This is a genomic window from Vreelandella sp. GE22 (assembly GCF_968212445.1).
In genome coordinates, this window is sequence record NZ_OZ309110.1 from 151,136 (window position 1) to 174,263 (window position 23,128).

Below are 23,128 nucleotides of genomic sequence, written 5' to 3' on the forward strand. Positions count from 1 at the left end.
GCCACGTTTTCAACGTAGAGGAGGTTCTCGATGCGGATTCTTGTTACCGGCGGTACCGGCTTTGTCGGCAAGCGGCTTTGTGAAAAGCTGATCGGCGGCGGTCATCAGGTCGATGTGGTATCGCGCTCACCCTCCAAGGCGGCTCGCGTACTGCCACGGGAATGCACGACCGGCGAAAGCGCCATGGCGTTCATCGATACGCCGCCGGAAGCGATCGTGAACCTGGCCGGCGAATCCATCGCCGGTAAGCGCTGGAGCGATACCCAGAAAAAGCGCCTGATTAGCTCCCGGGTCGAAACGACTACGGCGCTGGTCGAGTTCTGCAAGGCACTGGAGAAGGCGGGCAAGCCACTGCCCGGGGTCATGGTCAGCGGCTCGGCCATGGGCTATTACGGCGACCAGGGCCAGAAGAAGGTGGACGAGCAAACCCCGCCCCACGAAGAGTTTGCCCACCGGCTTTGTGTACAGTGGGAAGCCGCCGCCGAACCGGTCAAGGCGCTCGGCGTGCGCTTGGCCATCGTACGCATCGGGCTGGTGCTGGAAGCCGGCGGCGGTACCCTGGCCAAGATGTTGCCCCCCTTTAAAATGGGCTTGGGCGGGCGCTTTGGCGACGGCCAGCAGTTCATGCCTTGGGTGCACCGCGAGGATCTGGTCGAGGCGATCATCTACCTGATCAACAAGCCCGGCCTCGAAGGGCCGTTCAATGGTGGCGCGCCGCACCCGGTGACCAACGAAACCTTTACCAAAACTCTGGCGCGCCACCTCCATCGTCCGGCGATGTTCCCGGTACCCGCTTTCGTTTTGAAAGCGGGGCTTGGTGAGATGTCGCGGCTACTGTTGACCGGCGCGGATATGCGCCCCGAACGTCTGCACGAGGCCGGGTTCAATTTCGGCTACCCGACCCTCGATAAAGCTCTGGACGATATCCTTGCCAAAACGCGTTAGGCGTTAGGGTCGACGGTGATCACCACCCGCACGGCGTCCAAGCGCAGGCGGGTGGCGTCGATCGCCTCTTCCAGCGCCTGACGCTCGCCCTTGATAGCCTCGAGTTCCTCATCGCGCACCGCCGGGTTATTGCTGGCCAGCGCGCTTAAGCGGTTCAGCTCGCCGTCGATCTGTTCGCGCATGCGCTCCCGCGCTGTCTCCAAAAGCGCTGGCAGCGACTTCTCGGCTTCGCTTTCCCCTCGAGTGACCAGCACGCGCAGTTCGTCGTGACGGCTTTTGATCAAATCCCGCGCCATCGATTTGTTCACTTTCTGAACGTTTTTGGAAAGGCCGGTAAACGAGATGCTGGCGGTCAGGTTGGCGCCGGACTCGTCCATCAAAACGCGCACGGCCGTGGGGGGTAAAAAGCGGTTCAGGTGCAGCGACCTGGGCGCCGGGCAATGGGTGCAGAACACCAGCTCCGCCATCAGCCGGCCGCTGGGAATCGCCGGGTGGCGCAGAAGCGCCAGCGCCGTGTTGCCCATGGTGCCATCCAGCACCCGGCCCATCATCTCGCGCACCAGCGGGTGCTCCCAAGAGAGGCGATGCACGTCGTCCCGGGCCAGCGCCAGGTCCCGCCGGTAGGTGGCCGAAAAGCCCTCTTCGCCCTTCACCAGTCCCGGCAGGCCGTCGATCATGTGCGAGCCGGGCTTCAAGTAGAGCAGGCCCTTGCCGATTTCCTGGCTGTCGACGCCGAACACGTCCAGCGCCCGCTCGACGTAGCGGGGCAGGGCGGTGTCGTCATCCAGCTCGCGCACCGCCTCGATGACTTGCTCGGCCCGGGCGGGGCGGCAGGCGTTGAGCTCCAGCAACCGGTTGCGCCCGGCTTCGCGCTCGGCCAGTTTCTCGTTAAACAGCGTGCGGGTCTCGTCGATGATCTCCGTCAGCGCCTCGTCGTCGAGTAGCGCATCCGCCAGGGCGTCGCCAAAGGCGTCGAAGAGCTCGCTGCCCACCCCGTGGGGGGCGCTAAAGGCGCTCATACCCTCGTGGTACCAACGTACCAGCCGCTCACCCGGCGAGGCGCTAAAGGTCGGCACGTGCAGCTCGATGGCGTGCTGCTGGCCGATCCGGTCGAGGCGGCCGATACGCTGCTCCAGCTGGTCCGGATGCTGGGGCATGTCGAACATGACGAGATGACGGCAGAACTGGAAATTGCGCCCTTCCGAGCCGATCTCCGAGCACACCAGCACCTGGCAGCCTTCCTCTTCGTCGGCAAACGCCGCCGCAGCGCGGTCGCGCTCGATCAGTGACAGGTCTTCGTGGAACACCGGCGCCTGGTAGCCGCCCAGCACGCGAAGCGCCTCGGAAAGGCCTTCTGCGGTTTCCCGGTGGTGGGCGATCACCAGCACCTTGTCGCCGGCCAGGCCTTCTTCACCGGTATCGGCGAGCTTTTCCAGCAGCCAGTTCACCCGCGGGTCGATCTGCCACCAGGGTTCGCTGTTCAGCGGGTCCTCGGAGAGCGCGCGGTACGTGGCGTCGGGGTAGATCACCACGTCCGGATGATCCATGCCGGTTTCGATCAGTAGCTCGTCGAAGTAGTCTTCGTCGCGCTCGATGCGGCGCAGCGTACGCCGATACGCCGAGGGCAGCTCCAGCGCGCTCTGGTGCAGGCGGCGCTCGGGGAAGCCCCCCACGTGGCGGCGGCTGTTGCGAAACATCACCCGGCCGGTGCCGTGGCGGTCGAGCAGGGCATTGGTCAGCTGCGCTTTGGCGTTCGCCTTCGCTTCATCGCTTGCACCCGCTTCACAAAGGGTTGCCAGCAGCGCCTGGCTGTCCGAGTCGCTTGCCACGCGTGCCACCTGTTCGCGGCTTTCGGGCAGGTCGTCGAGGGCTTCGATGGCGCCTGCCACCTCAGCGTAGTGGCCCTCTTCCTCCTTGAAGCGCTCGATCTCCTGGTAGCGCTCCGGGTCCAAAAGGCGCAGGCGGGCGAAGTGGCTTTCCAGCCCCATCTGCTCCGGCGTGGCGGTCAGCAGCAACAGTCCGGCGATTTGACCGGCGAGCTGCTCGACGCACTGGTAGCCCGGGCCGCTTTCACCGTCGGCGTGCCACTCCAGGTGGTGGGCCTCGTCGACGATGAGCAGGTCGAACTGGCTCGCCAGTGCCTGGGCCTGGCGCTCGCGGTTGGCGAACAGCCACCCCTGGCTTGCCAGAATCAACTGAGCGCTATCGAAGGGGTTTTCGTCGCCGTGGGCCAGGCTTTGGCTCTCGTCGAGCAGCGAAACGTTTAACGAGAAGCGGCGCAGCAGTTCGACCAGCCACTGGTGGGTGAGGCTGTCGGGCACCAGGATCAGCGCGCGCGCCACCCGGCCGTTCATCAACAGGCGGTGCAGAATCAGCCCGGCCTCGATGGTTTTCCCCAGGCCCACTTCGTCGGCGAGCATGACGCGCGGGGCGTGACGCCGCGCCACTTCATCGGCAATAAACAGCTGGTGAGGGATCAAGTCGATGCGCGGGCCGCTAAAGCCCAGGGCCTCGTGCTGCTCGATACGCTGGTAGTGGTGCAGCGTGCGAAAGCGCAGATCGAACCAGTCGTTGCGGTCCACCTGGCCGGTCAGCAGCCGATCCCGGGCCTGATTGAACTGCATGGTGTCGGCAAGCTTGGTCTCGGGAAGCGACTGGGGCGTACCGTTCTTGTCCAGGCCGTGGTAGGTGATCAGGCCCTGGTGGAGGGTGCTTTCATCCACCGTGATCTGCCAGCCGTCGGCGGAGGTTACGCTGTCGCCGCTGCCGAACACCACGCGGGTCAAGGGGGCCTGACGGGTGTTGTAGGTGCGGGTTTCCTGACTGGCACTGAACAAAATGGTAACGCTGCGGGCGTCGCAGTTTAGTACGGTGCCTAGCCCAAGCTCGGCTTCTCCGTCGCTAATAAAGCGCTGGCCGGGTGTAAAATCGCTCATGGTGCCTCAAGAAGTTCATAAAACGGGGCGTGCCGCCTGGCGGGCAGGCGGCGACAGGGCGAGGGATTCTAACGCAAAGGCCGGGAAGGATTAAGCGGTGCGTCGTTTAATTATCCAGCCACTGCTCGAGCTGGGCGCGGGTCAGTTCGCCGACGTGGATATCCTCGGTGCGCCCGTTCGAGTCGAACAGTAAGGTGGTCGGAAGTCCTGGAGCTTCAAAGCGCGCCATCAGCGTCTGGCTCGGGTCGCGCAGGGCGTTGTCAAAGGTGAGCGACTGCTCGTCCAAATAGCGCACCACGGGCAGTAAATCTTCGCCCTGGTTGACGATCACTACGCTGATGCCCTCGCGCGCGTCGGCCTCTTGCAAAAGCGGCATTTCACGCAGGCACGGCGGGCACCAGGTCGCCCAGAGGTTGACGATGACCCGGTCGCCGCTATCAATAAGGTCGGGCAGGTAGCGCGGGTTGCCGTCGATATCCTCGAGGGTCACCTCGGGCAGTTCAGCGACGGCGAAGCTACCTTGCGGGGCGGATACCATTATCACCACCAGCCAGATGGCCGAGGCCAGGGCGAACAAAATCATGGTCTTGGCCATCGCCTTGAGATTGTCGCGCAGATACCAGCCGCACCACAAAAGCCCGGCCATGAAGCCGCCCAGCGGATGATAGCCTGGCTGCCAGACCTTGAGGGCTTCCAGCGGCTCGCCGGCGAAGCTCGAAAAGTTGAGCGCCACGTAGCTCAGGCGCGCGCCCACCAGCCAGGCAAGCACCAGGCCGTTGAACCAGCGGCTTTTATCGCGGGCCGGCAGCGACAGCAAAAAGCGGCTGGCCAGCAGCAGGGCCAGCGCACAGCCCAGCGCGTAAAGCCGCGGCAGCGAAATTAGTAGCGGTCCAAGGGCAATCGCGTTCATCGTTTTCTCGTTAAGCAGTTACACTGGTCCACCATATCATGCACGTTGGTTTTTACGGAGATGTCTATGTACCAGTCCCGCGTTGATGTGCTTCGCGCGCTGGCGATTGGGTCCCAGGCGCTGGGCCTTACCCTGATCATTGGCCTGGAAACCGTGATGGGAAACGCCGCCCGCCCCTGGCAGGGCGTGGTGCTGGGCGTCATGCTGGCCGCGGCTTTGTCGATTGCGCTGGCCAGGCTCTACCGAGGCAATCGCCAGCGTAAACAGGCGGATGCGCGCCGGGCGCGGCTGAGTGAGGCCGGATTCGACGATGAATAGCCCTCGGCGGGGGCTCGCCGCGCTTTTTTTCGTGGCCCTGGTCGCGCTTGCCGGCTGTGTCGATAGCGACGTACCGCGGGAGACGCGCACCGCCCTGCCGCTGGACCAGGCGCGTGGGACCTGGCTTGGCGAGCAAGCCGCCGAGGCCTTGGCGGGCCAGGGCGAGCCGGACGGTTTTTCGCTGCTTGCCAACGGCCAGGAGGCGTTTGAAGTGCGCGTGGAACTGATCCACCAGGCCGAGCGCTCGCTCGATATACAGACCTATCTGTTCGGCGATGGCCAGACGACGCGGCTGGTGATGGATGAGCTGCTGGCCGCCGCCGAGCGCGGTGTCCGCGTGCGTTTGATCCTCGATGATATGGGGGCGATTGGCCAGGGCGACCGGCTGTCGGCGCTTTCAAGCCACCCCAATATCGAGGTGCGCGTGTTCAACCCGGTGGCGTTTGGCCGCGGCCACCTGGCCACCCGGGTGTTGGCCTCGTTCACCAACCCGACCCAACAGCACCGGCGCATGCACAACAAGCTCTGGATTGCCGATAACAGCGTGGCGATCGCGGGTGGGCGCAACCTGGGCGACGAGTATTTCGATGCCAACGATGCGCTCAACTTCGCCGATCTGGACCTGGTCACCATCGGCCAGGTCGTACCGGCACTCTCGCAAAGTTTCGACGATTACTGGAATTACGCACTCGCCCAGCCGATCGCGCGCTACCACTCGGCAAAGGAGGGCGCCTGGCAGGCGCTGGCCCAAGAGCTCAGGGCTTGGCTCGATGAAAACGCCGATGCCGACTACATCGCCGACCTGCGCGCCCTGCCAAGCGAATCGCCGCCCTGGCAGACCCTCTACTGGGGCGAGGGGCGGGCAATGTGGGATGCACCGGCCAAAGTCGAACACGACGGCGCGCCGCCCTGGCGCCAGACGCTTTTGGGCGAGCTTTTACAGCACACCCAAACCCGCGAGCGGCTGGTGCTGGTCTCGGCCTACTTCGTCCCCACCGAGGCGAGCGTCGAGCGGCTCGTGGCGCTGGCCGGCGAGGGCGTGGAGGTCGATATTATCACCAATTCCCTGGAGTCCACCGATGCGGCGGTGGTCCACGGCGCCTATACGCCCTGGCGTCCGGCACTGCTGGAAAGCGGCATTCGCCTATACGAGCTGCGCCCGGAGCAAGAGACGAGCGCCGACGAGGAGGTCGAGGACATGCGCGTGCCCGGCGCCTCGGCCTCGGCGCTGCATATCAAGGCGCTGCGTTTTGACGACCAGGTGTTTATCGGCTCGTTCAACGTCGACCCGCGTTCGGTGCTTTGGAATACCGAAGTGGGCGTTTTGGCGCAGAGCGAGGGGCTTTTGACGGCCTTCGAGGAGCTGATCGAGGTGGGCCGCGAGCCCGCCATTAGCTACCGCGTCACCCTCGACGACCAGGGCGCGCCGGGCTGGGAGTACGAGCACGAAAGCGAGATGCGCCGCGTGGACGAAGAGCCTGGCAGCCACTGGCGCCACCTGAACGCCTGGTTTAGCCAGACCTTCAACCTGGCCCCTTTGCTGTAAGTCGGCCCCGGCTGCTTTAAGGAGCGTTGGATAAAGCCACTTGTGTTTTCCCGGCTTCGGTTTCAGATTAAAGAAGCACTGGCGTAAGCCGGGGCGTCTCACACACCGGGAGCGACGAATAATATGATCAATAAACGCACACTCGTGGCCGCTATTGCGGCGTCTTCTCTGGCCCTGACCGCCACGGCCCAGGCCGAGGTCAAAATCGGCTTTCTGGGGGGCTTTACCGGCGGCATCGAAAGTCTGACACCGCCCATCTTCGAAGGCGCGCAGCTGGCCGTGGCCCAGGTCAACGAGCAGGGCGGCATTCTAGGCGGTGAAACCCTTTCCATGCCGTCCGGCGATACCACCTGTTCTGACGCCTCGGCGGCCTCCAACGCCGCCGACCGTATGGTGAACTCCGAAAACGTCACCGCTATCGTCGGCGCGCTGTGTACAGGCGCCACCATCGCCGCAGCCAACAACGCCGCCATTCCCGGGGGGGTGGTGATGGTCTCTCCCGCCTCGACCGCCCCGGCGGTCACCGAGCTTGACGACAATGGCCTGGTGTTTCGCACCGTACCCTCGGACGCTTTCCAGGGCGAAATGCTCGCCAAGCTGCTTTTGGACAAGGGCCTCGATTACGTGGCCGTCACCTTCGTGAACAACGACTACGGCCAGGGGCTGGCGGATGCCTTCACTACGGCCTTCGAAGACGGCGGCGGCGAAATCGCCGAAAGCCTGGCCCACGAAGACAACCGCGCCGACTACCGCTCGGAGCTGGGTTCGCTCTCCGTCGGCGGCGCCGACACCCTGGTGGTACTCGCCTACGCCGACACCTCCGGCCAGACCGTACTGCGCCAGGCTTATGAGAGCGGCATGTTCACCCAATACGTGGGCGCCGACGGCATGGTGGGTGATAGCCTGGTCGAGGCGATTGGCGCCGACGTGCTCGACGGCATGATCGCCACCCGCCCGGGTAGCCCGGACCTGCCCGGTACCGAGCTTTTCAATAGTGCCGCTGTTGATGCCGGTTTCGACCCCAGCGCCGTGTTCGCAGCCCAAGCGTATGACGCCGCCTTCCTGCTGGCGCTGGCCATCGAGCAAAACGGCAGCGCCGAGCGCGAAGGCCTGGCGGATGCACTGCGCAGCGTGGCAAGCGAACCCGGCGAGGTCATTCTGCCCGGCGAGTGGGAGAAGGCGGTCGAGCTGATCGCCGCCGGTACCGAGATCAACTACGAAGGCGCCTCCGGCTCCCACGAGTTCGATGACAATGGCGACGTACCCGGCGTGGTGGTCGAAATGGCCGTCGAAGACGGCCGCTTCGTCACTAAAGGCCAGCTCGATTTATAAGCCGCTGAACCACGTATCCCAAAACCTGCCTGGCGTGCTTTTTCACTAGCGCGCCAGGGTCCAGGAAGGCGCCGCCCCCGGGCGGCGCTCGACGTTTAAATCCGCTTCGTACACCCTCGCGACCGTTTCGGGGTCGAGCACGTCCTGCGGGCTTCCCGAGGCGATCCGCTCTCCTTCGTGCATGAGCCATACCCGATCGGCAAAGATCGTGGCCAGCTTCAGATCGTGCAGCACGCACACCACCGCCAAATGATAGTCCGCCGCCCAGCTGCGTAGCCTGCGCATCAGCCGCTGTTGATGGCCGATATCCAGCGCGCTGGTGGGTTCGTCCAGCAGTAAAACCGCCCCGGTTGAGGCGTCGGTGGGGAGCTTTGATAGCAGTTGGCACGCGCCCCGGGCGATCATTACCCGCTGGCGCTCGCCGCCGGAAAGCGACAGCACGCTACGCCTGGCGAGTGTTGATAGATCCATATCCTCCAGCAGCGTGGCTAAAAGTGCCGAAGAGGGGGCGCTGCCCAGGGCAACGAGCTCCGCCACGGGCCAGTCGAATGCCGGGAGCTCTTGTTGTGCCACCATGGCGCGTCGGCGGGCCAACCGGGTGATCGACCAGCGCTCGAGCGCGATACCGTCCAGCGTGACCGACCCTTGCTCGCAAAGGCGAAACCCGGACAAAAGCTTTAAAAGCGTACTCTTGCCTGCGCCGTTCGGGCCGACCACGGCCACCAGTTCACCGGGAACGAGGGTATCGGTGAGCGGCGCAAGGGCCGGGGTCGTGGTCAACCCGGCCTGATGGAGCGTGAGCATCAGTGGCCTCGGCGCAGCAGCAGAAAGAGAAAGTAGGGCCCGCCCAGCAGGCTCGTTAAAAGCCCAACGGGGATCTCCGCCGGCGGGGCCAGCGTTCGCGCCAGCGTATCGGCCACGACCAGCAGCAGCGCGCCGCCCAGCATCGAGGCGGGCAGCAGCAGGCGGTGGTTGGGGCCGAGCCCCAAACGCAGGCAGTGGGGCACCAATAGCCCCAAAAAGCCGATCACCCCGGTTAGCGCCACGCAGAGCCCGACGCCGAGCGAGGTAGCCACGATAATGTGGCGTTTCAAGCGTGCCGCGTCGAGGCCGGCGGCGTGAGCGGTGGTTTCGCCGAGCTGAAGAAGATCGAGCGCCGCCGCGCTTCGCAGTAGCATGAAAAGGGCAAGACTCACCACGACCAGGGCCAGCGCGGTGGTGCGCCAAAGCGCATTGGTTAGCGTCCCCATGCCCCAAAGGCTCAGCTGGCGAAGCTGCTCGTCGCTTGCGATGAACGCCAGAATGCCGCCGCCGGCGCCGGCCAGGGTGTTGATCGCAAGCCCCGCCAGCAGCAGCGTCATGACCGCGGCGCTGCCCCCGCCCTGGCGTTTGGCGATCGCGAAGACCAGCAGGCAGACGCAGAGCGCCCCGAGGAAACCGGCTAGAAACTGGCCATACAGGCTGGCGCTGGCGCTGCCCTGGAACAGCACGATCCAAAGCGCCACGAAAAGCCCCGCGCCGCTGGCAAGCCCCAAAAGCGTCGGGTCGGCCAAAGGGTTGCGAAAAAGCCCCTGCATGGCGGCGCCGCTGCCGGCGAGCATGGCCCCGACCGCTACGCCTAACAAAAGGCGCGGCAAGCGAAGCTGCCACCATACGTGGGTATCGAAGGCGTCCGCCTGGCCGGTTAAAAGCCGCCAGGGCGAAATACCCAGCGCCCCGGAGGCCCCCGCCCAGCCAAGCGCGACTAAAAGCGCCAGGCCAAGGCCCCAAAGCACCCGCCCGCGGCGCTCGAGCAGCGGGCGGTGAAACAAGCGCACAGGGTGGGTCATGGCGCTGCTTGCGCGGCCTCGCGGTTCATGGCCTCGGCAACGGCCTGATGAAGCGCCAGCAGGTGTGCCGGCGCGCGCGGGCCAAAACCGAGCAGCGCCTGGTCGTCGATCACCACCAGCCGCTCGGCCTGGCCTGCCGGGGTCAGCGCCATGCCGGGAAGCTGCCAAAGCGCGGCTTCGCCGCCCAGCGCTTCGAGGCCGCGGGCGGACATGACGACGATATCCGGCGCTTCACGCACCAGCGCCTCGGCCCCGACACTTTGATAGCCCTGCATGGCGGCAAACGCGTTGTCGGCGCCAATGGCTTCAAGGGCGGTATGCGCGGCGGTGGCGTTGCCTGCCGCCCGGGGCGTCATGCCGCTGTGGTGCAAAATGAACATCGCCCGGGTAGCGGGCAGGGTGGGTTGCTCGGCCAGCCGGTTAAGCTCTTCATCGATTTGGTCGGCAAGCGCTTGTCCGGCCTCCACCTGGCCTGTGTGGCGGGCTATGTCGCGCACCTTGTTTTTGATCGAGGCCAGGGTGTCCGGGGCGTCGATCAGCATGATCTCGACCCCGGCCTGAGTGAGTTGCTCGAGCGTCTGTTGGGGCCCGGCATGCTCGTTGGCGATCACGTGGGTCGGTTTGACCGAAAGCAGGCTCTCGGCGGAGAGTCTGCGCAGATAACCCACCGAGGGAAGGGCTGCCATCGACGCCGGGTAGACGACGGTGTCGTCCCGGGCCACCACCTCAAGCGCGGGCGCTACCTGCGCCAGGGTTTCGGCAACGTCGCCCCCCAGCACGACCCAGCGCTCATCGGCGGCAGCGGAAAAACCGACCAACGCCGTCGCCAGGCCCAGAACCCATGTTGCCACTATTTTCATGCCACTCCCGTCCTGCCACGTTGAATGGATCGGCCGCGCAAATCCTTTGTCGTTATCGGACACGCGGTCTATCGACCCGCCATGGGGCCTCAAGCGCGAGCGTAGCATCATCGCTTGAAAGCGTCAGCCAGACTTGCGAGCGCCCATGAACGGGGCAGGCGCTAGCCGTGGGTCTTGATGCTCTCCGGCAACAGCCCCTTGGGGGCAAAGCGCAGCACCAGGGTGATCAGCATGCCGATCACCAGCACCCTGGCCTGCAGCGCGCGGCTATCCATATTGCTGGGTAGCTCCCAACCCGCGCCTTCGCCTAGGCTTACCACCAGCTGCATGATGAAAAGCGCCAATGGCTCGGACATGATCCAGATGATGTACACCGCCACGGCGCCGAAGATCGTGCCCAGGTTGTTGCCCGGCCCGCCGAGGATCACCATCACCAGCACCAAAAAGGTGTGGTTGAGCGGCAGATACCCCTGGGGGTCGAAGAGGCTGTTGAAGGTGCCCAGCACGCCGCCGCCCAGGCCCATCAGGATGCAACCCAGTACGAAAATCTCCAGCCGGCGCTTGTTGATATCCTTGCCCATCGCCGCCGAGGAGACTTCGTTGTCGCGAATCGCGCGGATCATTCGCCCCCAGGGGGCGTGGTAGGCGCGGTGCAGCAAAAAGAAGATCGCCGCGATGATCACCGCGGTCAGCGACAGATAGATCGCCCGCGATAATGTAAAGCCGAGCTCTGCCGGGCCCGGGGTGGGCCAGGGCAGCGGCGACACCGTGGCGGTGCCGCGGGTCAGCCAGTCGGAGTTTTTCAAAAACGCCTTGATGATCTCGGCGATGCCGAGGGTGGCGATCGCCAGGTAGTCGCTTCGAAGCCCCAGGCAGATATGGCCGATGAAGTAGCCTACGCCGCCGGCAAGTAAGCCGCCAACGATCCAGCCGACCCAGGGCGGGAGACCAAAGCCGCCGACGAAGCCCGCGCGGTTTTGAATCTCACCGGTCACCTCGCGCAACAGGCTGATCACCACCATATAAAGCACCACCGCTAACACCACCGCAATGATCGTGCGCAGCCGTTTGGGGACGCCCAGGCGGTCGAGCTTGCTCGCCCCAACGACCACCAAAATGGCGGCCAGGGCGTAAAGCAGTACGCGGCCGAGCTCGATGGGGAGTTCCGTGCCCCAGAAGGCGTCGTTGACCGGCACGCTGAAGAGCATCGCACAGAAGCCGCCGAGGGCCACGAAGCCCATGACGCCGGCGTTGAACTGCCCGGCGTAGCCCCACTGGATGGTCAGGCCCAGCGCCAGAATGGCGTAGCAGGCCGCCTCGACCAGCATGCGCGTGCTGTAGGCGGCGCCCATCATGGCGTAAACGCCCAGCACGGCAACGAGCAGCCCGGCGAAGAGCACCAGCTCGCGCACCGGGAAGCGGCGCGTCACGGTGGCGTCTTTGGGCGTGTAGGATGCGTTTCGTTCGTTCATCAGATCACCTTACCCTTGAACAGCCCCGTCGGGCGCCATACCAGAATGGCCAGCAGAATGAAAAACGGCACCACGATCTTGTACTCGGTGCCCACGAACGCCAGGTTCGAGGGAAGCTCCAGCCAGTCCGGCAAACTGTCCCGGAATGGGCGCAGCAGCACGTTCCAGTTGAACACCGCCAGGGTTTCGGCAAAGCCGACCACGAAGCCGCCGGCGATCGCCCCGTAGGGGTGGCCCACCCCGCCGACGATCGCCGCGGCGAAAATCGGCAGCAGCAAAAAGAAGCTCAAGTCCGGCTTGAAGGTGACGTCCAGCGATAAAAGCGTACCGGCAATCGCCGCCAGGCCCCCGGCAATCACCCAAGTGACCGCCACGATGGTGTTGGTATTGATGCCCGAGGCCTGGGCGAGCTCCGGGTTGTCCGACATGGCGCGCATCGCCTTGCCCAGGCGCGAGCGGTTCAAAAACACCGCCAGCGCGACCACCGCCACGATCGTGATCACGAACAGATAGAGCTGTGGCTCGGTGACCACGATCGGCGCGCGGGCGCCCTCGAAGGGCAGGGCGAGGCGAAAGATTTCCTTGCGGTCGTCGACGTAAAGGCTCTGGCCGCTGGTGCCGGCAAACAGGCGAATCAGGCCCTGCAGCATCAGCGTGACGCCGAGTGAGCCGATCACCATGACGATGGGCTTGACGCCATGAGCGCGCAGCGGCTTGTAGAAGGCCTTGTCGATACCCACGGCGAGCAGGGCGGTCAGTATCATTGCCAGCGGCAGCATGATCAGCGCCGTGGGCACGCCGATGCTCGGCCCGAGGGCCGGAAAGGCGGTGGTCAGCAGCAGTACCATGAAAGCGCCGAAGGTCATCATGTCCGCGTGGGCGAAGTGGGCAAAGCGCATGATGCTGAAAATCAGCGTCACGCCGATCGCACCGATGGCGTAGATCGAGCCGGTGACGCTGCCGGCGATCACCACGTTGTTGATAAAAAAGACCAGTTCGTTCACAGCGTTCTCCCCCGGGCTAGCCGCCCAAAAAGCTTTTGGCGACATCCGGGTCAGCGAGCAGCGCCGCACCCGTATCGGTAAAACGGTTCTGGCCGGCGGCCAGCACGAAACCCTTGTCGGCAATCGCCAACGCTTGCCTGGCGTTCTGCTCGACCATGAGAATACCCACGCCGGCGGCGTTGATCTTTTTCACCCGGTCGAAGATCTCGTTCATGTAAAGCGGCGAGAGCCCGGCGGTGGGCTCGTCGAGCAACAAGAGCGTGGGTTCGGCCATCAAAGCGCGGCCCATGGCGACCATCTGGCGTTGCCCGCCGGAGAGCTCGCCGGCGGGCTGGCGGCGCTTGTCCTTGAGCGGCGGGAAGAACTCATACACCTGTTCGAGCATGCGTTTGACGTTGTGCGGTTTCAAGTACGCGCCCATCTCCAGATTCTCTTTCACCGAGAGGCTCGGGAAGACGTTGTTCTCCTGGGGGACGAAGCCCATGCCGCGCTTGACCAGCTGGTTCGGGGGCAGGTTCTGGATCGGCTCGCCGTTGAGCAAAATGTCGCCCTGGTTGACGTTCAAAAGGCCGAATACCGCTTTGAGCATGGTGGACTTGCCCGCCCCGTTGGGGCCGACGATCACGCCGATTTCATCGGCGTGAAGGGTCATTTCGACCCCGTTCAGAATGTTCATGCTGCCGTAGCCGCCGTGCACGTCGCGGGCGCGCAGTAGCGGCGTCGGCGCAGCGTTGGGTGACGCATCAATCGACATGGTCAACGTGTCTCGACGTAGTAGTGGTTGTTGTACGAGGCGTGTTTTTACGCGGCGTCGGTGCCGAAATAGGCCTCGATCACCTCGGGATTGTTCTGAATTTCTTCGATGGAGCCTTCCACCATGACGCTGCCCTGGGCGAGCACGATGACCGGGTCGCAGAGTCTTGCGATCATGTCCATGTCGTGCTCGATGACCAAAAAGGTGTAGCCCATTTCCCGGTTCAATCGCTCGATGTTGCCCATCAGCTCGCCCAGCAGCGTGCGGTTGACGCCGGCGGCGATCTCGTCCAGCAGCACCACTTTGGCATCGGTCATCATGGTGCGACCCAGCTCCAAAAGCTTTTTCTGCCCGCCGGAAAGATTGCCCGCCAGTTCGTTGCGCACGTGGTGCAGGCCAACGAAATCGATCACCTCCAGCGCCCGGCGGCGGACCTCGGCCTCTTGCTCGCGCACGAGCGAAGGCTTGAACCAGGTGTTGAAAAGGCTTTCTCCGGCCTGATTCGGCGGCACCATCATCAGGTTTTCCAGCGCGCTCATCTGGCTGAATTCGTGAGCGATCTGAAAGGTACGCAAAAGCCCCTTATGAAAGCGCGCGTCGGCGGAAAGCCGGGTGATCTCCTCGCCTTCGAGCAGAATGCGGCCGCTATCCGGGATCAGCGAGCCCGCGATCAGGTTGAAAAGCGTCGATTTACCTGCCCCATTGGGGCCGATCATGCCGGTAATCGAGCCTTTCTCGACGTGAATCGAGCAATCGTTGATGACGTGGAGCCCACCGAAGGCTTTATTGACGTTTTGTACTTCGATAATGGGGGTCATGGTGTCCTCATGCCTGGCAAGGCAAGCGCCCCCGATACACTTTGACAACGGCTCATGTGAAGGAGGGTCCCTGTCCGGGCGCCGCGTCGCATCGCGAACCAAACGGCTGTATGAATTGTAGTGTGCACGCGTTCTCGTGGCGCGCTTCGAGGTCTACTCTGCGATAGATTCGCCCCGCTTTCCAGCCCCTTTGCGTTTAGGCTGCGTTAACCCGGTCAAGCGAAGCCGCCCGGCAGACATGCTAGTGCGCGAATCTGCGCGCACAAAAAAGCCCGCGCAGTGGCGGGCTTTCGATGGCGGGCGGCGGGCTTATTTCTTGCCGGCGCGCTTACGCTCGTTCTCGGTCAGGTGCTTCTTGCGCAGACGGATGTGCGACGGCGTCACTTCCACCAGCTCGTCGGAGTCGAGGAATTCGATCGCCTGCTCCAGGGTGAACTTGATCGGCGGCGTCAGCACGATGTTCTCGTCGTTACCGGTGGAGCGCATGTTATCGAGCTTCTTGCCCTTGGTCGGGTTGACGACCATGTCGTTGGCCCGGTTGTTGATGCCGATCAGCATGCCTTCGTACACTTCGGTGGCGTGGTCGATGATCAGCTTGCCGCGCTCCTGCAGGGTGTAAAGCGCGTAGGAGAGCGCCTTACCGCCGACCATGGAGACCAGCACGCCGTTGCGGCGCTCGATCGAGGCATCCGGCTTGAGCGGGCCGTAGTGATCGAAACGGCTGGTCAGAATGCCGGTGCCCGAGGTCAGCGTCAAAAACTGACCACGGAAGCCGATCAAGCCGCGCGCCGGAATGATGAAGTCCAGGCGTACACGGCCCTTGCCATCCGGGTTCATGTTGGAAAGCTCGCCCTTGCGGTAGCCGAGCTCTTCCATGATCGCGCCCTGGTGCTGCTCTTCGCAGTCGATGATGACTTCTTCGTAGGGCTCCTGCTTCTCGCCGTCGATCTCCTTGATGATGACTTCCGGGCGGCCCACGGCCAGCTCGAAACCTTCACGACGCATGGACTCGATCAGCACCGACAAGTGCAGCTCGCCGCGCCCAGACACCTTGAACTTCTCCGGCGTTTCGCCCTGCTCGACCCGCAGCGCCACGTTGTGAATCAGCTCCTGGTCGAGGCGATCGCGGATGTTACGGCTGGTGACGTACTTGCCGTCTTTACCGGCGAAGGGCGAGTCGTTGACCTGGAAGGTCATGGAGACGGTCGGCTCGTCGACGGTCAGCGCCGGCAGTGCCTCGACGGCGCTCGAGTCACAAAGCGTATCGGAGATCGCCAGGTCTTCGATGCCGGTGATGCAGACGATGTCGCCGGCGGTGGCTTCGTCGGTCTGAACGCGATCCAGGCCCAGGTGGGTCATTACCTGGCCAATCTTACCCTTACGGGTATTGCCTTCCTTGGTGATGACGCTGATCTGCTGGCCAGGCTTCACGCTGCCGCGCTTGATGCGGCCAAGGCCGATAACGCCAACGTAGCTGTTGTAGTCCAGCGCCGAGATCTGCATCTGGAAGGGGCCGTCGAGTTCGACCTTGGGCGGCTCGACGATGTTGACGATCGATTTGAACATGGGGTCCATGTTCTCTTCGAGGGCGTCCGGCTCCATGCCCGCAATGCCGTTGAGCGCGGAGCAGTAGATGATCGGGAAGTCGAGCTGCTCGTCGGAAGCGCCCAGGTTGTCGAACAGATCGAAAATCTGGTCGATGACCCAATCAGGACGCGCGCCGGGGCGGTCGATCTTGTTGACCACGACGATCGGCTTCAGACCCTGGGCGAAGGCTTTCTGGGTCACGAAGCGGGTTTGCGGCATCGGGCCGTCGACGGCGTCGACCAACAGCAGTACCGAGTCGACCATCGACATTACGCGCTCGACCTCGCCACCGAAATCGGCGTGTCCGGGGGTGTCCACGATGTTGATGTGGTAGTCCTTGCCCTCACCATCCTGCCACCGAATAGCGGTGTTCTTGGCCAGGATGGTGATGCCGCGCTCCTTCTCCTGGTCGTTGGAGTCCATGATGCGCTCCTGGCCTTCGGCCTTGCGGTCGAGGGTGCCAGACTGGCTCAGGAGTTTATCGACCAGGGTAGTCTTACCGTGGTCAACGTGGGCGATAATGGCAATGTTACGAAGATTCTCGATCACGACGCGATCCTGCTGGAAAAATAGGGCGGCATTATAGGGTCTGGGTAGGCCTTACTACCAGCGCTGTCTTAAATAAAGGGTCAAGTCAATAACCCAAAGGCGGCAGTTTTCGCCGCTATGGCGCTTCCGGTAAGATAGGCGTTTTCCCAACTGGGGCAAGGACATGACCATCGGTAACCTGATGCGTTTGTTAAGCGATGGCGAGGTCCATTCCGGTGAAGCGCTCGGCGAGGCGCTGGGCGTTTCCCGCGCCGCGGTGTGGAAACAGCTTAAAAAGCTGGAGGCCATGGGGGTGGAACTCGTCGCCGTGAAAGGGCGCGGGTACCGATTGGCCCACCCGCTGGAGCCGCTGGAAGGCCAGCAAGTGGTGGCAAAGCTACCCGCCGAGGCGCGCCACTTGCTGGCGCGGCTGTTCGTCGAAGACCAGCTCCCCTCGAGTAACGAGTACTTGCGCGCGCGCTTCGATCAGGGCGCCGGCCACGGCGAGGTGTGCCTGGTCGAGCTGCAAACCGCCGGGCGCGGTCGCCGCGGTCGCGTGTGGTCCACGCCCTGGGGGCAGAGTTTGATGATGTCGCTGGGCTGGCGCTTCGAAGCCGGGGTGGCCTCGCTCGAAGGGCTGAGCCTGGCGGTGGGGGTGGTCGTCTGCCAGGTGCTCGAGCGCCATGGCGTGGCGCCTAAACTCAAGTGGCCCAACGATATCCTGTTGGCCGAGCAGGGCCGCGAGCTGGGCAAACTGGCGGGTATTTTGATCGAGGTGACCGGCGACGCCGCTGGCCCCTGCGAGGCCGTGATCGGCATGGGCATGAATTTGTCGCTGCCCGAAAGCCTTCGCGAGAGCATCGGCCAGCCGGTGGCAGCGCTTTTCGACGAAAAGCCGGGCCTTTCGCGCAACCAGTTGGCCGCCGAGGTGATCGCCGGGCTTTTGGCCATGCTGGCCGAGTTCGAAGAGAGTGGCTTTGGGGTGTGGCGCGATGCCTGGAACGCGCGCCACGCCTACGCGGGCTTGAGCGTTCGCGTGCTCCAGGGCGCGGGCGAAAGCGAAGCGGTGGCCGGGGATGTAGACGAGAGCGGCAACCTTTGGGTCACCGAAGACGGCCAGCCGCGGCGTTTGTCCGGCGGTGAGATCAGCGTACGCAGGCGCTTATGATTTTAGATCTGGATATTGGCAATACGCTCTCCAAGTGGCGCCTAAAAGATGCGGCCAGCAGCGAAATACGCTCCCGCGGGGCGGTATGGACCCGCGAGGAGTGGCGCCCCGGGGCGGACATACCGGATCTCGACGTCGTCGAGGCGGTACGTATTTCGAGCGTGGCGCGGGCGGCGGTGCTGGGCGATACCGTCAAACTGCTGCGCCGCCAGGTGCGCCAGGTCCATGTCGCCCGGTCGTTGCCGGAGTCGCTGGGCGTGGTCAATGGCTATGAGGAGCCGAGCAGGCTCGGGGTAGATCGTTGGATGGGCGCACTGGCCGGCTACCAGCTGGCCGGGGGCTGCTGCGTGGTGGATTGCGGCAGCGCCATCACCATCGACTTCGTGCTGCCCGGCGGCGTGCATTTAGGGGGCTTCATCGTGCCGGGTCTTCGCCTGATGAAAGAGAGCCTGAAACTGGGCACGCGCAACGTGGCCATCGACCCGGACAGCGAAGCCGATGCGCTGCTGGAGCCTGGCCGGCGCACGGTGGATGCGGTGAATCACGGTATCTACATGGCAGCGGTCAGTGCGATCAATCGTATTTATAGCGAGGTGTGCGACCAGCAGGGCGTGGCGCTTCCGATGCTGCTCACCGGCGGCGATGCTCGGGTGGTATCGCGCGGGGTGCGGGTCCCTCACGCAGTGTGGCCAGACATGGTGTACGGCGGGCTGGAGGCGAGCTTTCCGCTGACCTTCGCTGAGCGCGCCGGTAAAATGGCCGGTGCGCCGAGGGTGCCCGAGCCCGTTGCGCTTGAAAAAATTCGCGCGGCGCTTGCATTTTCCATGCTGCTTTGACAGAATGCAGCGCGTTCCAAGGCAGCAGGTCAGCGTGAAAGCGCGACAGGTTATCCTGAAAAGCCATGATACATTAAGTAAATATCTGGCTTGACACTGTTTTGGAGGCTGGCATAATGTGCCGCCAAAGATGGAGAGGTTCCCGAGTGGCCAAAGGGAGCAGACTGTAAATCTGCCGCGAAAGCTTCGAAGGTTCGAATCCTTCCCTCTCCACCAGTTTTACGGCAACGGCTTTTGCGTTGTCTGGGGTTAAAAGCCGCAAGGCATGTATACGGTTGAGCTTGCCGGTTTTTGATTCTTTGATAGTCAAGCGGGTGTAGTTCAATGGTAGAACCTCAGCCTTCCAAGCTGATGGTGCGGGTTCGATTCCCGCCACCCGCTCCAGTTTAGCGTTTGCTGTGATTGTGCTCATGTAGCTCAGGGGTAGAGCACACCCTTGGTAAGGGTGAGGTCGACGGTTCAATTCCGTCCATGAGCTCCATATTATGAAAAAGCGGGCATTGCTCGCTTTTTTTGTCTTTGTCGCCGCGGCTTATGCGGTAGGCGAAGTGTAAGGGTTGTCAGATAGTGGTTTCTTGGCTATTATGGCGCCCGCTGTAGCGTAGGTGTGCCGACGCACACCCTGATACAGGCCAGTGGCTCAATTGGCAGAGCAGCGGTCTCCAAAACCGCAGGTTGGGGGTTCGAGTCCCTCCTGGCCTGCCAACCTTCCCCAGGTTGGTACGTCTTTTATCCAGAATTCCAGATCGCTCGCTGCACCCTGAGGAGTCTCGTTTTTATGAAGCCTAGTTCCGTAAAACATGGCGCAGAGGTGCAACAGTCGCGTCATGACGGGCTCAAGTGGGCGGCGGTCGTGGCGCTGCTTGTCGTTGCAGTCGTCGGTAATGTCTATTTTGCTGATATCGCGTTGCTCTATCGTGTGCTGGGCGTGGTGCTTTTGTGCGCCGCGGCCGGCTTGATTGCGTTGACCACCACCAAGGGGCGCGCATTGGTAGAGCTTGCGGTAAGCGCTAAGAAAGAGATTCAGCGCGTTGTATGGCCAACTCGGCCCGAAACCATTCAGACCACCGCCATCGTGCTGGTGGCCGTACTGGTCGTCGGTCTGATGCTCTGGTTGATTGACACTCTTCTTGGCTGGGCAATGTCCGGCGTCATTGGTTAGGAGTTTGCATGTCCAAACGTTGGTACGTCGTCCACGCCTATTCCGGCTTTGAAAAGCACGTGATGCGCTCGCTCCTTGAGCGGGTGAAAATGTACGGCATGGAAGACCGCTTTGGCGAAATTCTGGTGCCGACGGAAGAAGTGGTCGAGATGCGCGACGGCAAGCGCCGTAAGAGCGAGCGCAAGTTCTACCCGGGCTACGTGCTGGTCGAAATGGAAATGGTCGACGAAACCTGGCACCTGGTGAACGAAACGCCCCGCGTGATGGGCTTTATCGGTGGAACCAAAGAGAAGCCTGCGCCGATCACCACGCGTGAAGCCGACGCTATTTTGCACCGCGTCAAAGACGGCACCGATAAGCCGCGCCCCAAGACAATGTTCGAACCCGGTCAGTCGGTGCGCGTCACCGATGGCCCGTTTGCCGACTTCAACGGTGTCGTTGAAGAGGTGAACTACGAAAAAAGCCGCCTGCAGGTCAGCGTGCTGATCTTCGGGCGTGCCACGCCTGTGGAGCTCGAGTTCTCCCAGGTCGAGAAAGAGTAAGTAAAGAAAGAGTAAGCCAAAAGCGTTAAATCGTTTCGTGCAGGGTGCGCCCTGCTAACCCCGGGGAGCCGCAAGGCGTTATCACCCAACTGGAGTAATAAGCATGGCCAAGAAAGTACAGGCTTATATCAAACTGCAGGTCGCTGCAGGTAAAGCCAATCCGAGTCCCCCCGTGGGCCCTGCGCTGGGTCAGCACGGCGTGAACATCATGGAATTCTGTAAGGCGTTCAACGCAGAAACCCAGGACATCGAGCCTGGTCTGCCGACGCCGGTCGTGATTACGGTCTACTCTGACCGTAGTTTCACGTTCGTCACTAAAACGCCGCCGGCCGCCGTTCTGCTGAAAAAAGCAGCGGGCATCAAGTCCGGTTCCGGCGAGCCGAACAAGCAAAAAGTCGGCACCGTGACGCGCGAGCAGCTTGAAGAGATCGCCAAAACCAAAGAGCCGGACATGACCGCGTCCGATCTTGACGCCGCGGTACGCACGATCGCTGGTAGCGCTCGTAGCATGGGCCTAAACGTGGAGGGTCTCTGATCATGGCTAAACTGTCCAAGCGCGCGAAGATCATTCGTGAAAAAGTAGACGCCAAAAAAGCGTACTCCCTGGAAGAAGCGGTTGCGCTTCTCTCCGAGCTTTCTACCGTGAAGTTCAAAGAGTCCGTCGACGTTGCGATCAACCTGGGTGTTGATCCGCGTAAATCCGACCAGGTCGTTCGTGGTGCCACCGTTATGCCTAACGGTACCGGTAAAGACGTGCGCGTAGCCGTCTTCACCCAGGGCGCCAACGCCGACGCCGCTAAAGAAGCCGGCGCCGACATCGTGGGTATGGATGAGCTCGCCGAGCAGGTCAAAAAAGGCGTGATGGACTTTGACGTCGTCATCGCCTCGCCGGACGCTATGCGCGTTGTCGGTCAGCTCGGTCAAATTCTTGGCCCGCGTGGCCTGATGCCGAACCCGAAAGTCGGCACCGTGACCCCGGACGTCGCCACGGCCGTTAAAAATGCCAAGGCCGGCCAGGTACGTTTCCGTACCGACAAAAACGGTATTATCCACACCACGCTGGGTAAAATCGATTTTGACGCCTCCGCGGTACAGGGCAACCTGGAAGCGCTGGTCGCCGACCTTAAGCGCCTCAAGCCGAGCACCTCCAAAGGTGTTTACTTGAAGAAAATGACCCTGTCCACCACCATGGGCCCGGGTGTCACCATCGACCATTCCAGCTACGTATAAACGAAGCGGTTCGGTGGGTGGCGGGCCAAGTGCCCGATGAAGCAAGAATGGTAAAGAAAGAGTTAAGCAAGAACTTTGCGGTCCTCTGCCCGGTACGCCAGGCAGAGCACCGTCAAAGACCGCAGGTGCCACCCTCGGTTTTCCGGGCTGGCTTAATCGCTTAAGAGCGCCTGCGCAGATGGTGTGGCCGCCAGTTGGTTGATGCTTTTTTGAGCGACGCTTTTCTGGTGAGCACCATCCCCAAGGCTTTTAGGGTGCACCTTGCCCTAAAAGAGATGGTAACCACCGGACCTTTGAGGTCCGGCACGAAGGAGTGATCACTGTGCCACTAGCACTTGAAGGCAAGAAAGCGATTGTTGCCGAGGTGAGTGAAGCGGCCAAGGACGCACTCTCCGTCGTAGTTGCCGATTCTCGCGGCGTAACGGTTGGCAAAATGACCGACCTGCGCAAGCAAGCGCGCGAGAATGGCGTCCAGATTCGTGTTGTGCGCAACACGCTGGCACGCCGCGCCCTCGAGGGCACTCAGTGGGAGTGCCTGAACGAGAGCTTTGTTGGTCCGACTCTGTTGGCTTTCTCCACCGATCATCCGGGCGCTGCCGCTCGTTTGTTCAAGGAGTTTTCCAAGACCGAGCAGAACTTCGAAGTCAAGGCGCTGGCCTACGAAGGTGAGCTGATCCCGGCTGCCGACATTGACCGTCTGGCAACCCTCCCGACCTACGACGAGGCGATTGCCAAGTTGATGTCGGTCATGAAAGAAGCCTCTGCTGGCAAGCTGGTTCGTACTCTGGCCGCGCTGCGCGACCAGAAGCAGGAAGAAGCCGCTTAAGGCACTTCTCTGCCGGCATCTCAGGCCTTGTGGCCTGACTGCCTGAACCGAGCAATGAAACCTGAGTCTACAGACTCCCGCAAAGTTAGGAATGAAACAATGGCACTGTCCAAAGACGATATCATCAATGCTGTAGCCGACATGTCCGTAATGGAAGTCGCTGAGCTGATCGAAGCAATGGAAGAGAAGTTCGGCGTATCCGCAGCGGCAGCCGTTGTCGCGGGCCCGGGCGGCGGCGAAGCAGCTGCTGAAGAAGAGCAGACTGAATTCGACCTGGTTCTGACCTCTGCTGGTGACAAGAAAGTTAACGTCATCAAAGCCGTTCGTGAAATCACCGGTCTTGGCCTGAAAGAAGCCAAGGGTGCCGTTGACGGCGCGCCGGCCACGCTGAAAGAAGGCATGTCCAAGGACGATGCAGAAGCAGCGAAGACCAAGCTGGAAGAAGCGGGCGCATCCGTCGAGCTCAAGTAATTCTTGTGCCGGCGGCTTTACGCTTAGCGTAAGCTTCCACGGCTGGCGGCGGGC

At 62.7% G+C, this 23,128-nt stretch carries 22 protein-coding genes and 4 tRNA genes; 16 read left to right on the top strand and 10 right to left on the bottom strand.

Annotated features, from left to right (window positions below; all coding sequences use genetic code 11):
* Nucleotides 1-30: 30 nt before the first annotated feature.
* Nucleotides 31-945 (top strand): TIGR01777 family oxidoreductase, encoded by a 915-nt coding sequence (locus tag ACWHRL_RS00705; protein WP_447894858.1) that lies wholly within the window; start codon nucleotides 31-33, stop codon nucleotides 943-945.
* Here the strand turns inward: ACWHRL_RS00705 and rapA are convergent.
* Nucleotides 942-3,881, bottom strand: coding sequence for an RNA polymerase-associated protein RapA (rapA, locus tag ACWHRL_RS00710; RefSeq protein ID WP_447894859.1), 2,940 nt, complete (start codon nucleotides 3,879-3,881; stop codon nucleotides 942-944). The genes ACWHRL_RS00705 and rapA overlap by 4 nt on opposite strands.
* Before the next feature lie 106 nt (nucleotides 3,882-3,987).
* Nucleotides 3,988-4,791: a prolipoprotein diacylglyceryl transferase family protein gene (locus tag ACWHRL_RS00715; RefSeq protein ID WP_447894860.1), complete on the bottom strand. Its 804-nt coding sequence runs from the start codon at nucleotides 4,789-4,791 to the stop codon at nucleotides 3,988-3,990.
* A gap of 66 nt (nucleotides 4,792-4,857) precedes the next feature.
* Here ACWHRL_RS00715 and ACWHRL_RS00720 point away from each other — a divergent pair, with 66 nt between their 5' ends.
* The 3 genes from ACWHRL_RS00720 to ACWHRL_RS00730 all read left to right on the top strand — a co-directional run bounded on the left by ACWHRL_RS00720 (nucleotide 4,858) and on the right by ACWHRL_RS00730 (nucleotide 7,987).
* Nucleotides 4,858-5,109, top strand: coding sequence for a hypothetical protein (locus ACWHRL_RS00720; protein ID WP_447527394.1), 252 nt, complete (start codon nucleotides 4,858-4,860; stop codon nucleotides 5,107-5,109).
* Nucleotides 5,102-6,655: a phospholipase D family protein gene (locus tag ACWHRL_RS00725; RefSeq protein ID WP_447527395.1), complete on the top strand. Its 1,554-nt coding sequence runs from the start codon at nucleotides 5,102-5,104 to the stop codon at nucleotides 6,653-6,655. The genes ACWHRL_RS00720 and ACWHRL_RS00725 overlap by 8 nt, the downstream gene beginning before the upstream one ends.
* 123 nt (nucleotides 6,656-6,778) lie before the next feature.
* Nucleotides 6,779-7,987: an ABC transporter substrate-binding protein gene (locus ACWHRL_RS00730; protein WP_447894861.1), complete on the top strand. Its 1,209-nt coding sequence runs from the start codon at nucleotides 6,779-6,781 to the stop codon at nucleotides 7,985-7,987.
* Nucleotides 7,988-8,032: 45 nt separating this feature from the next.
* Here ACWHRL_RS00730 and ACWHRL_RS00735 read toward each other — a convergent pair whose 3' ends face one another.
* From ACWHRL_RS00735 to typA, 8 genes are all read right to left on the bottom strand, one after another.
* Entirely contained in the window at nucleotides 8,033-8,791 is a 759-nt protein-coding gene (locus ACWHRL_RS00735) for an ATP-binding cassette domain-containing protein (RefSeq protein ID WP_447894862.1), read from the bottom strand.
* A complete protein-coding gene (locus ACWHRL_RS00740; RefSeq protein WP_447894863.1) occupies nucleotides 8,791-9,816 on the bottom strand; it encodes a FecCD family ABC transporter permease in 1,026 nt (341 codons plus the stop codon). The genes ACWHRL_RS00735 and ACWHRL_RS00740 overlap by 1 nt, the downstream gene beginning before the upstream one ends.
* Nucleotides 9,813-10,676: a heme/hemin ABC transporter substrate-binding protein gene (locus ACWHRL_RS00745; RefSeq protein WP_447894865.1), complete on the bottom strand. Its 864-nt coding sequence runs from the start codon at nucleotides 10,674-10,676 to the stop codon at nucleotides 9,813-9,815. Before ACWHRL_RS00745 ends, ACWHRL_RS00740 begins: the two co-directional genes overlap by 4 nt.
* A 161-nt stretch (nucleotides 10,677-10,837) precedes the next feature.
* Complete coding sequence (locus tag ACWHRL_RS00750; RefSeq protein WP_447527400.1) at nucleotides 10,838-12,148, bottom strand: branched-chain amino acid ABC transporter permease; 1,311 nt, start codon at nucleotides 12,146-12,148, stop codon at nucleotides 10,838-10,840.
* Nucleotides 12,148-13,152: a branched-chain amino acid ABC transporter permease gene (locus ACWHRL_RS00755; protein ID WP_447894866.1), complete on the bottom strand. Its 1,005-nt coding sequence runs from the start codon at nucleotides 13,150-13,152 to the stop codon at nucleotides 12,148-12,150. Before ACWHRL_RS00755 ends, ACWHRL_RS00750 begins: the two co-directional genes overlap by 1 nt.
* A 16-nt stretch (nucleotides 13,153-13,168) precedes the next feature.
* On the bottom strand, nucleotides 13,169-13,906 hold the full coding sequence (locus ACWHRL_RS00760; RefSeq protein WP_447894867.1) for an ABC transporter ATP-binding protein: 738 nt from the start codon (nucleotides 13,904-13,906) through the stop codon (nucleotides 13,169-13,171).
* A gap of 47 nt (nucleotides 13,907-13,953) precedes the next feature.
* The gene (locus tag ACWHRL_RS00765; RefSeq protein WP_447527403.1) at nucleotides 13,954-14,724 is read right to left on the bottom strand and encodes an ABC transporter ATP-binding protein; all 771 of its coding nucleotides are present in this window, start codon (nucleotides 14,722-14,724) and stop codon (nucleotides 13,954-13,956) included.
* A 309-nt stretch (nucleotides 14,725-15,033) separates the two neighbouring features.
* Complete coding sequence (gene typA / locus ACWHRL_RS00770; protein ID WP_447527404.1) at nucleotides 15,034-16,860, bottom strand: translational GTPase TypA; 1,827 nt, start codon at nucleotides 16,858-16,860, stop codon at nucleotides 15,034-15,036.
* Nucleotides 16,861-17,023: 163 nt separating this feature from the next.
* Between typA and ACWHRL_RS00775 the strand changes: the two genes are divergently transcribed.
* The 12 genes from ACWHRL_RS00775 to rplL all read left to right on the top strand — a co-directional run bounded on the left by ACWHRL_RS00775 (nucleotide 17,024) and on the right by rplL (nucleotide 23,074).
* Nucleotides 17,024-18,007 (top strand): biotin--[acetyl-CoA-carboxylase] ligase, encoded by a 984-nt coding sequence (locus ACWHRL_RS00775; protein WP_447894868.1) that lies wholly within the window; start codon nucleotides 17,024-17,026, stop codon nucleotides 18,005-18,007.
* Nucleotides 18,004-18,843 (top strand): type III pantothenate kinase, encoded by an 840-nt coding sequence (locus ACWHRL_RS00780; protein ID WP_447527406.1) that lies wholly within the window; start codon nucleotides 18,004-18,006, stop codon nucleotides 18,841-18,843. Before ACWHRL_RS00775 ends, ACWHRL_RS00780 begins: the two co-directional genes overlap by 4 nt.
* Before the next feature lie 132 nt (nucleotides 18,844-18,975).
* A tRNA-Tyr gene (locus tag ACWHRL_RS00785) sits at nucleotides 18,976-19,059 on the top strand.
* Between the two features lie 94 nt (nucleotides 19,060-19,153).
* Nucleotides 19,154-19,227: transfer RNA gene (locus ACWHRL_RS00790), tRNA-Gly, on the top strand.
* A gap of 22 nt (nucleotides 19,228-19,249) precedes the next feature.
* Nucleotides 19,250-19,324, top strand: a tRNA-Thr gene (locus ACWHRL_RS00795).
* Between the two features lie 148 nt (nucleotides 19,325-19,472).
* Nucleotides 19,473-19,548, top strand: a tRNA-Trp gene (locus ACWHRL_RS00800).
* Nucleotides 19,549-19,621: 73 nt separating this feature from the next.
* Nucleotides 19,622-20,005: a preprotein translocase subunit SecE gene (gene secE / locus ACWHRL_RS00805; protein ID WP_447527407.1), complete on the top strand. Its 384-nt coding sequence runs from the start codon at nucleotides 19,622-19,624 to the stop codon at nucleotides 20,003-20,005.
* 8 nt (nucleotides 20,006-20,013) lie between these two features.
* Nucleotides 20,014-20,547 carry a transcription termination/antitermination protein NusG gene (gene nusG / locus ACWHRL_RS00810; RefSeq protein WP_447527408.1) on the top strand — a complete coding sequence of 178 codons (534 nt, stop codon included), beginning with the start codon at nucleotides 20,014-20,016 and terminating at the stop codon, nucleotides 20,545-20,547.
* 103 nt (nucleotides 20,548-20,650) lie between these two features.
* Nucleotides 20,651-21,082 (top strand): 50S ribosomal protein L11, encoded by a 432-nt coding sequence (gene rplK / locus ACWHRL_RS00815; RefSeq protein WP_447527409.1) that lies wholly within the window; start codon nucleotides 20,651-20,653, stop codon nucleotides 21,080-21,082.
* Between the two features lie 2 nt (nucleotides 21,083-21,084).
* Nucleotides 21,085-21,777, top strand: coding sequence for a 50S ribosomal protein L1 (gene rplA, locus ACWHRL_RS00820; protein WP_447527410.1), 693 nt, complete (start codon nucleotides 21,085-21,087; stop codon nucleotides 21,775-21,777).
* A 322-nt stretch (nucleotides 21,778-22,099) separates the two neighbouring features.
* Entirely contained in the window at nucleotides 22,100-22,603 is a 504-nt protein-coding gene (gene rplJ, locus ACWHRL_RS00825; RefSeq protein ID WP_447527411.1) for a 50S ribosomal protein L10, read from the top strand.
* Nucleotides 22,604-22,702: 99 nt separating this feature from the next.
* Nucleotides 22,703-23,074 (top strand): 50S ribosomal protein L7/L12, encoded by a 372-nt coding sequence (gene rplL / locus ACWHRL_RS00830; RefSeq protein ID WP_447527412.1) that lies wholly within the window; start codon nucleotides 22,703-22,705, stop codon nucleotides 23,072-23,074.
* Nucleotides 23,075-23,128: the final 54 nt, after the last annotated feature.

What these genes read in the sequence shown, in the direction of transcription:
- ACWHRL_RS00775 (WP_447894868.1), top strand. Translation starts at nt 17,024, where the DNA reads ATGACCATCGGTAACCTGATGCGTTTGTTAAGCGATGGCGAGGTCCAT.
- ACWHRL_RS00705 (WP_447894858.1), top strand. Translation starts at nt 31, where the DNA reads ATGCGGATTCTTGTTACCGGCGGTACCGGCTTTGTCGGCAAGCGGCTT.
- rapA (WP_447894859.1), bottom strand. Translation starts at nt 3,881, where the DNA reads ATGAGCGATTTTACACCCGGCCAGCGCTTTATTAGCGACGGAGAAGCC.
- ACWHRL_RS00765 (WP_447527403.1), bottom strand. Translation starts at nt 14,724, where the DNA reads ATGACCCCCATTATCGAAGTACAAAACGTCAATAAAGCCTTCGGTGGG.
- rplL (WP_447527412.1), top strand. Translation starts at nt 22,703, where the DNA reads ATGGCACTGTCCAAAGACGATATCATCAATGCTGTAGCCGACATGTCC.
- ACWHRL_RS00720 (WP_447527394.1), top strand. Translation starts at nt 4,858, where the DNA reads ATGTACCAGTCCCGCGTTGATGTGCTTCGCGCGCTGGCGATTGGGTCC.
- rplK (WP_447527409.1), top strand. Translation starts at nt 20,651, where the DNA reads ATGGCCAAGAAAGTACAGGCTTATATCAAACTGCAGGTCGCTGCAGGT.
- rplA (WP_447527410.1), top strand. Translation starts at nt 21,085, where the DNA reads ATGGCTAAACTGTCCAAGCGCGCGAAGATCATTCGTGAAAAAGTAGAC.
- ACWHRL_RS00750 (WP_447527400.1), bottom strand. Translation starts at nt 12,148, where the DNA reads ATGAACGAACGAAACGCATCCTACACGCCCAAAGACGCCACCGTGACG.
- ACWHRL_RS00715 (WP_447894860.1), bottom strand. Translation starts at nt 4,791, where the DNA reads ATGAACGCGATTGCCCTTGGACCGCTACTAATTTCGCTGCCGCGGCTT.
- ACWHRL_RS00780 (WP_447527406.1), top strand. Translation starts at nt 18,004, where the DNA reads ATGATTTTAGATCTGGATATTGGCAATACGCTCTCCAAGTGGCGCCTA.
- ACWHRL_RS00745 (WP_447894865.1), bottom strand. Translation starts at nt 10,676, where the DNA reads ATGAAAATAGTGGCAACATGGGTTCTGGGCCTGGCGACGGCGTTGGTC.
- ACWHRL_RS00730 (WP_447894861.1), top strand. Translation starts at nt 6,779, where the DNA reads ATGATCAATAAACGCACACTCGTGGCCGCTATTGCGGCGTCTTCTCTG.
- ACWHRL_RS00725 (WP_447527395.1), top strand. Translation starts at nt 5,102, where the DNA reads ATGAATAGCCCTCGGCGGGGGCTCGCCGCGCTTTTTTTCGTGGCCCTG.
- nusG (WP_447527408.1), top strand. Translation starts at nt 20,014, where the DNA reads ATGTCCAAACGTTGGTACGTCGTCCACGCCTATTCCGGCTTTGAAAAG.
- secE (WP_447527407.1), top strand. Translation starts at nt 19,622, where the DNA reads ATGAAGCCTAGTTCCGTAAAACATGGCGCAGAGGTGCAACAGTCGCGT.
- ACWHRL_RS00735 (WP_447894862.1), bottom strand. Translation starts at nt 8,791, where the DNA reads ATGCTCACGCTCCATCAGGCCGGGTTGACCACGACCCCGGCCCTTGCG.
- ACWHRL_RS00740 (WP_447894863.1), bottom strand. Translation starts at nt 9,816, where the DNA reads ATGACCCACCCTGTGCGCTTGTTTCACCGCCCGCTGCTCGAGCGCCGC.
- ACWHRL_RS00760 (WP_447894867.1), bottom strand. Translation starts at nt 13,906, where the DNA reads ATGTCGATTGATGCGTCACCCAACGCTGCGCCGACGCCGCTACTGCGC.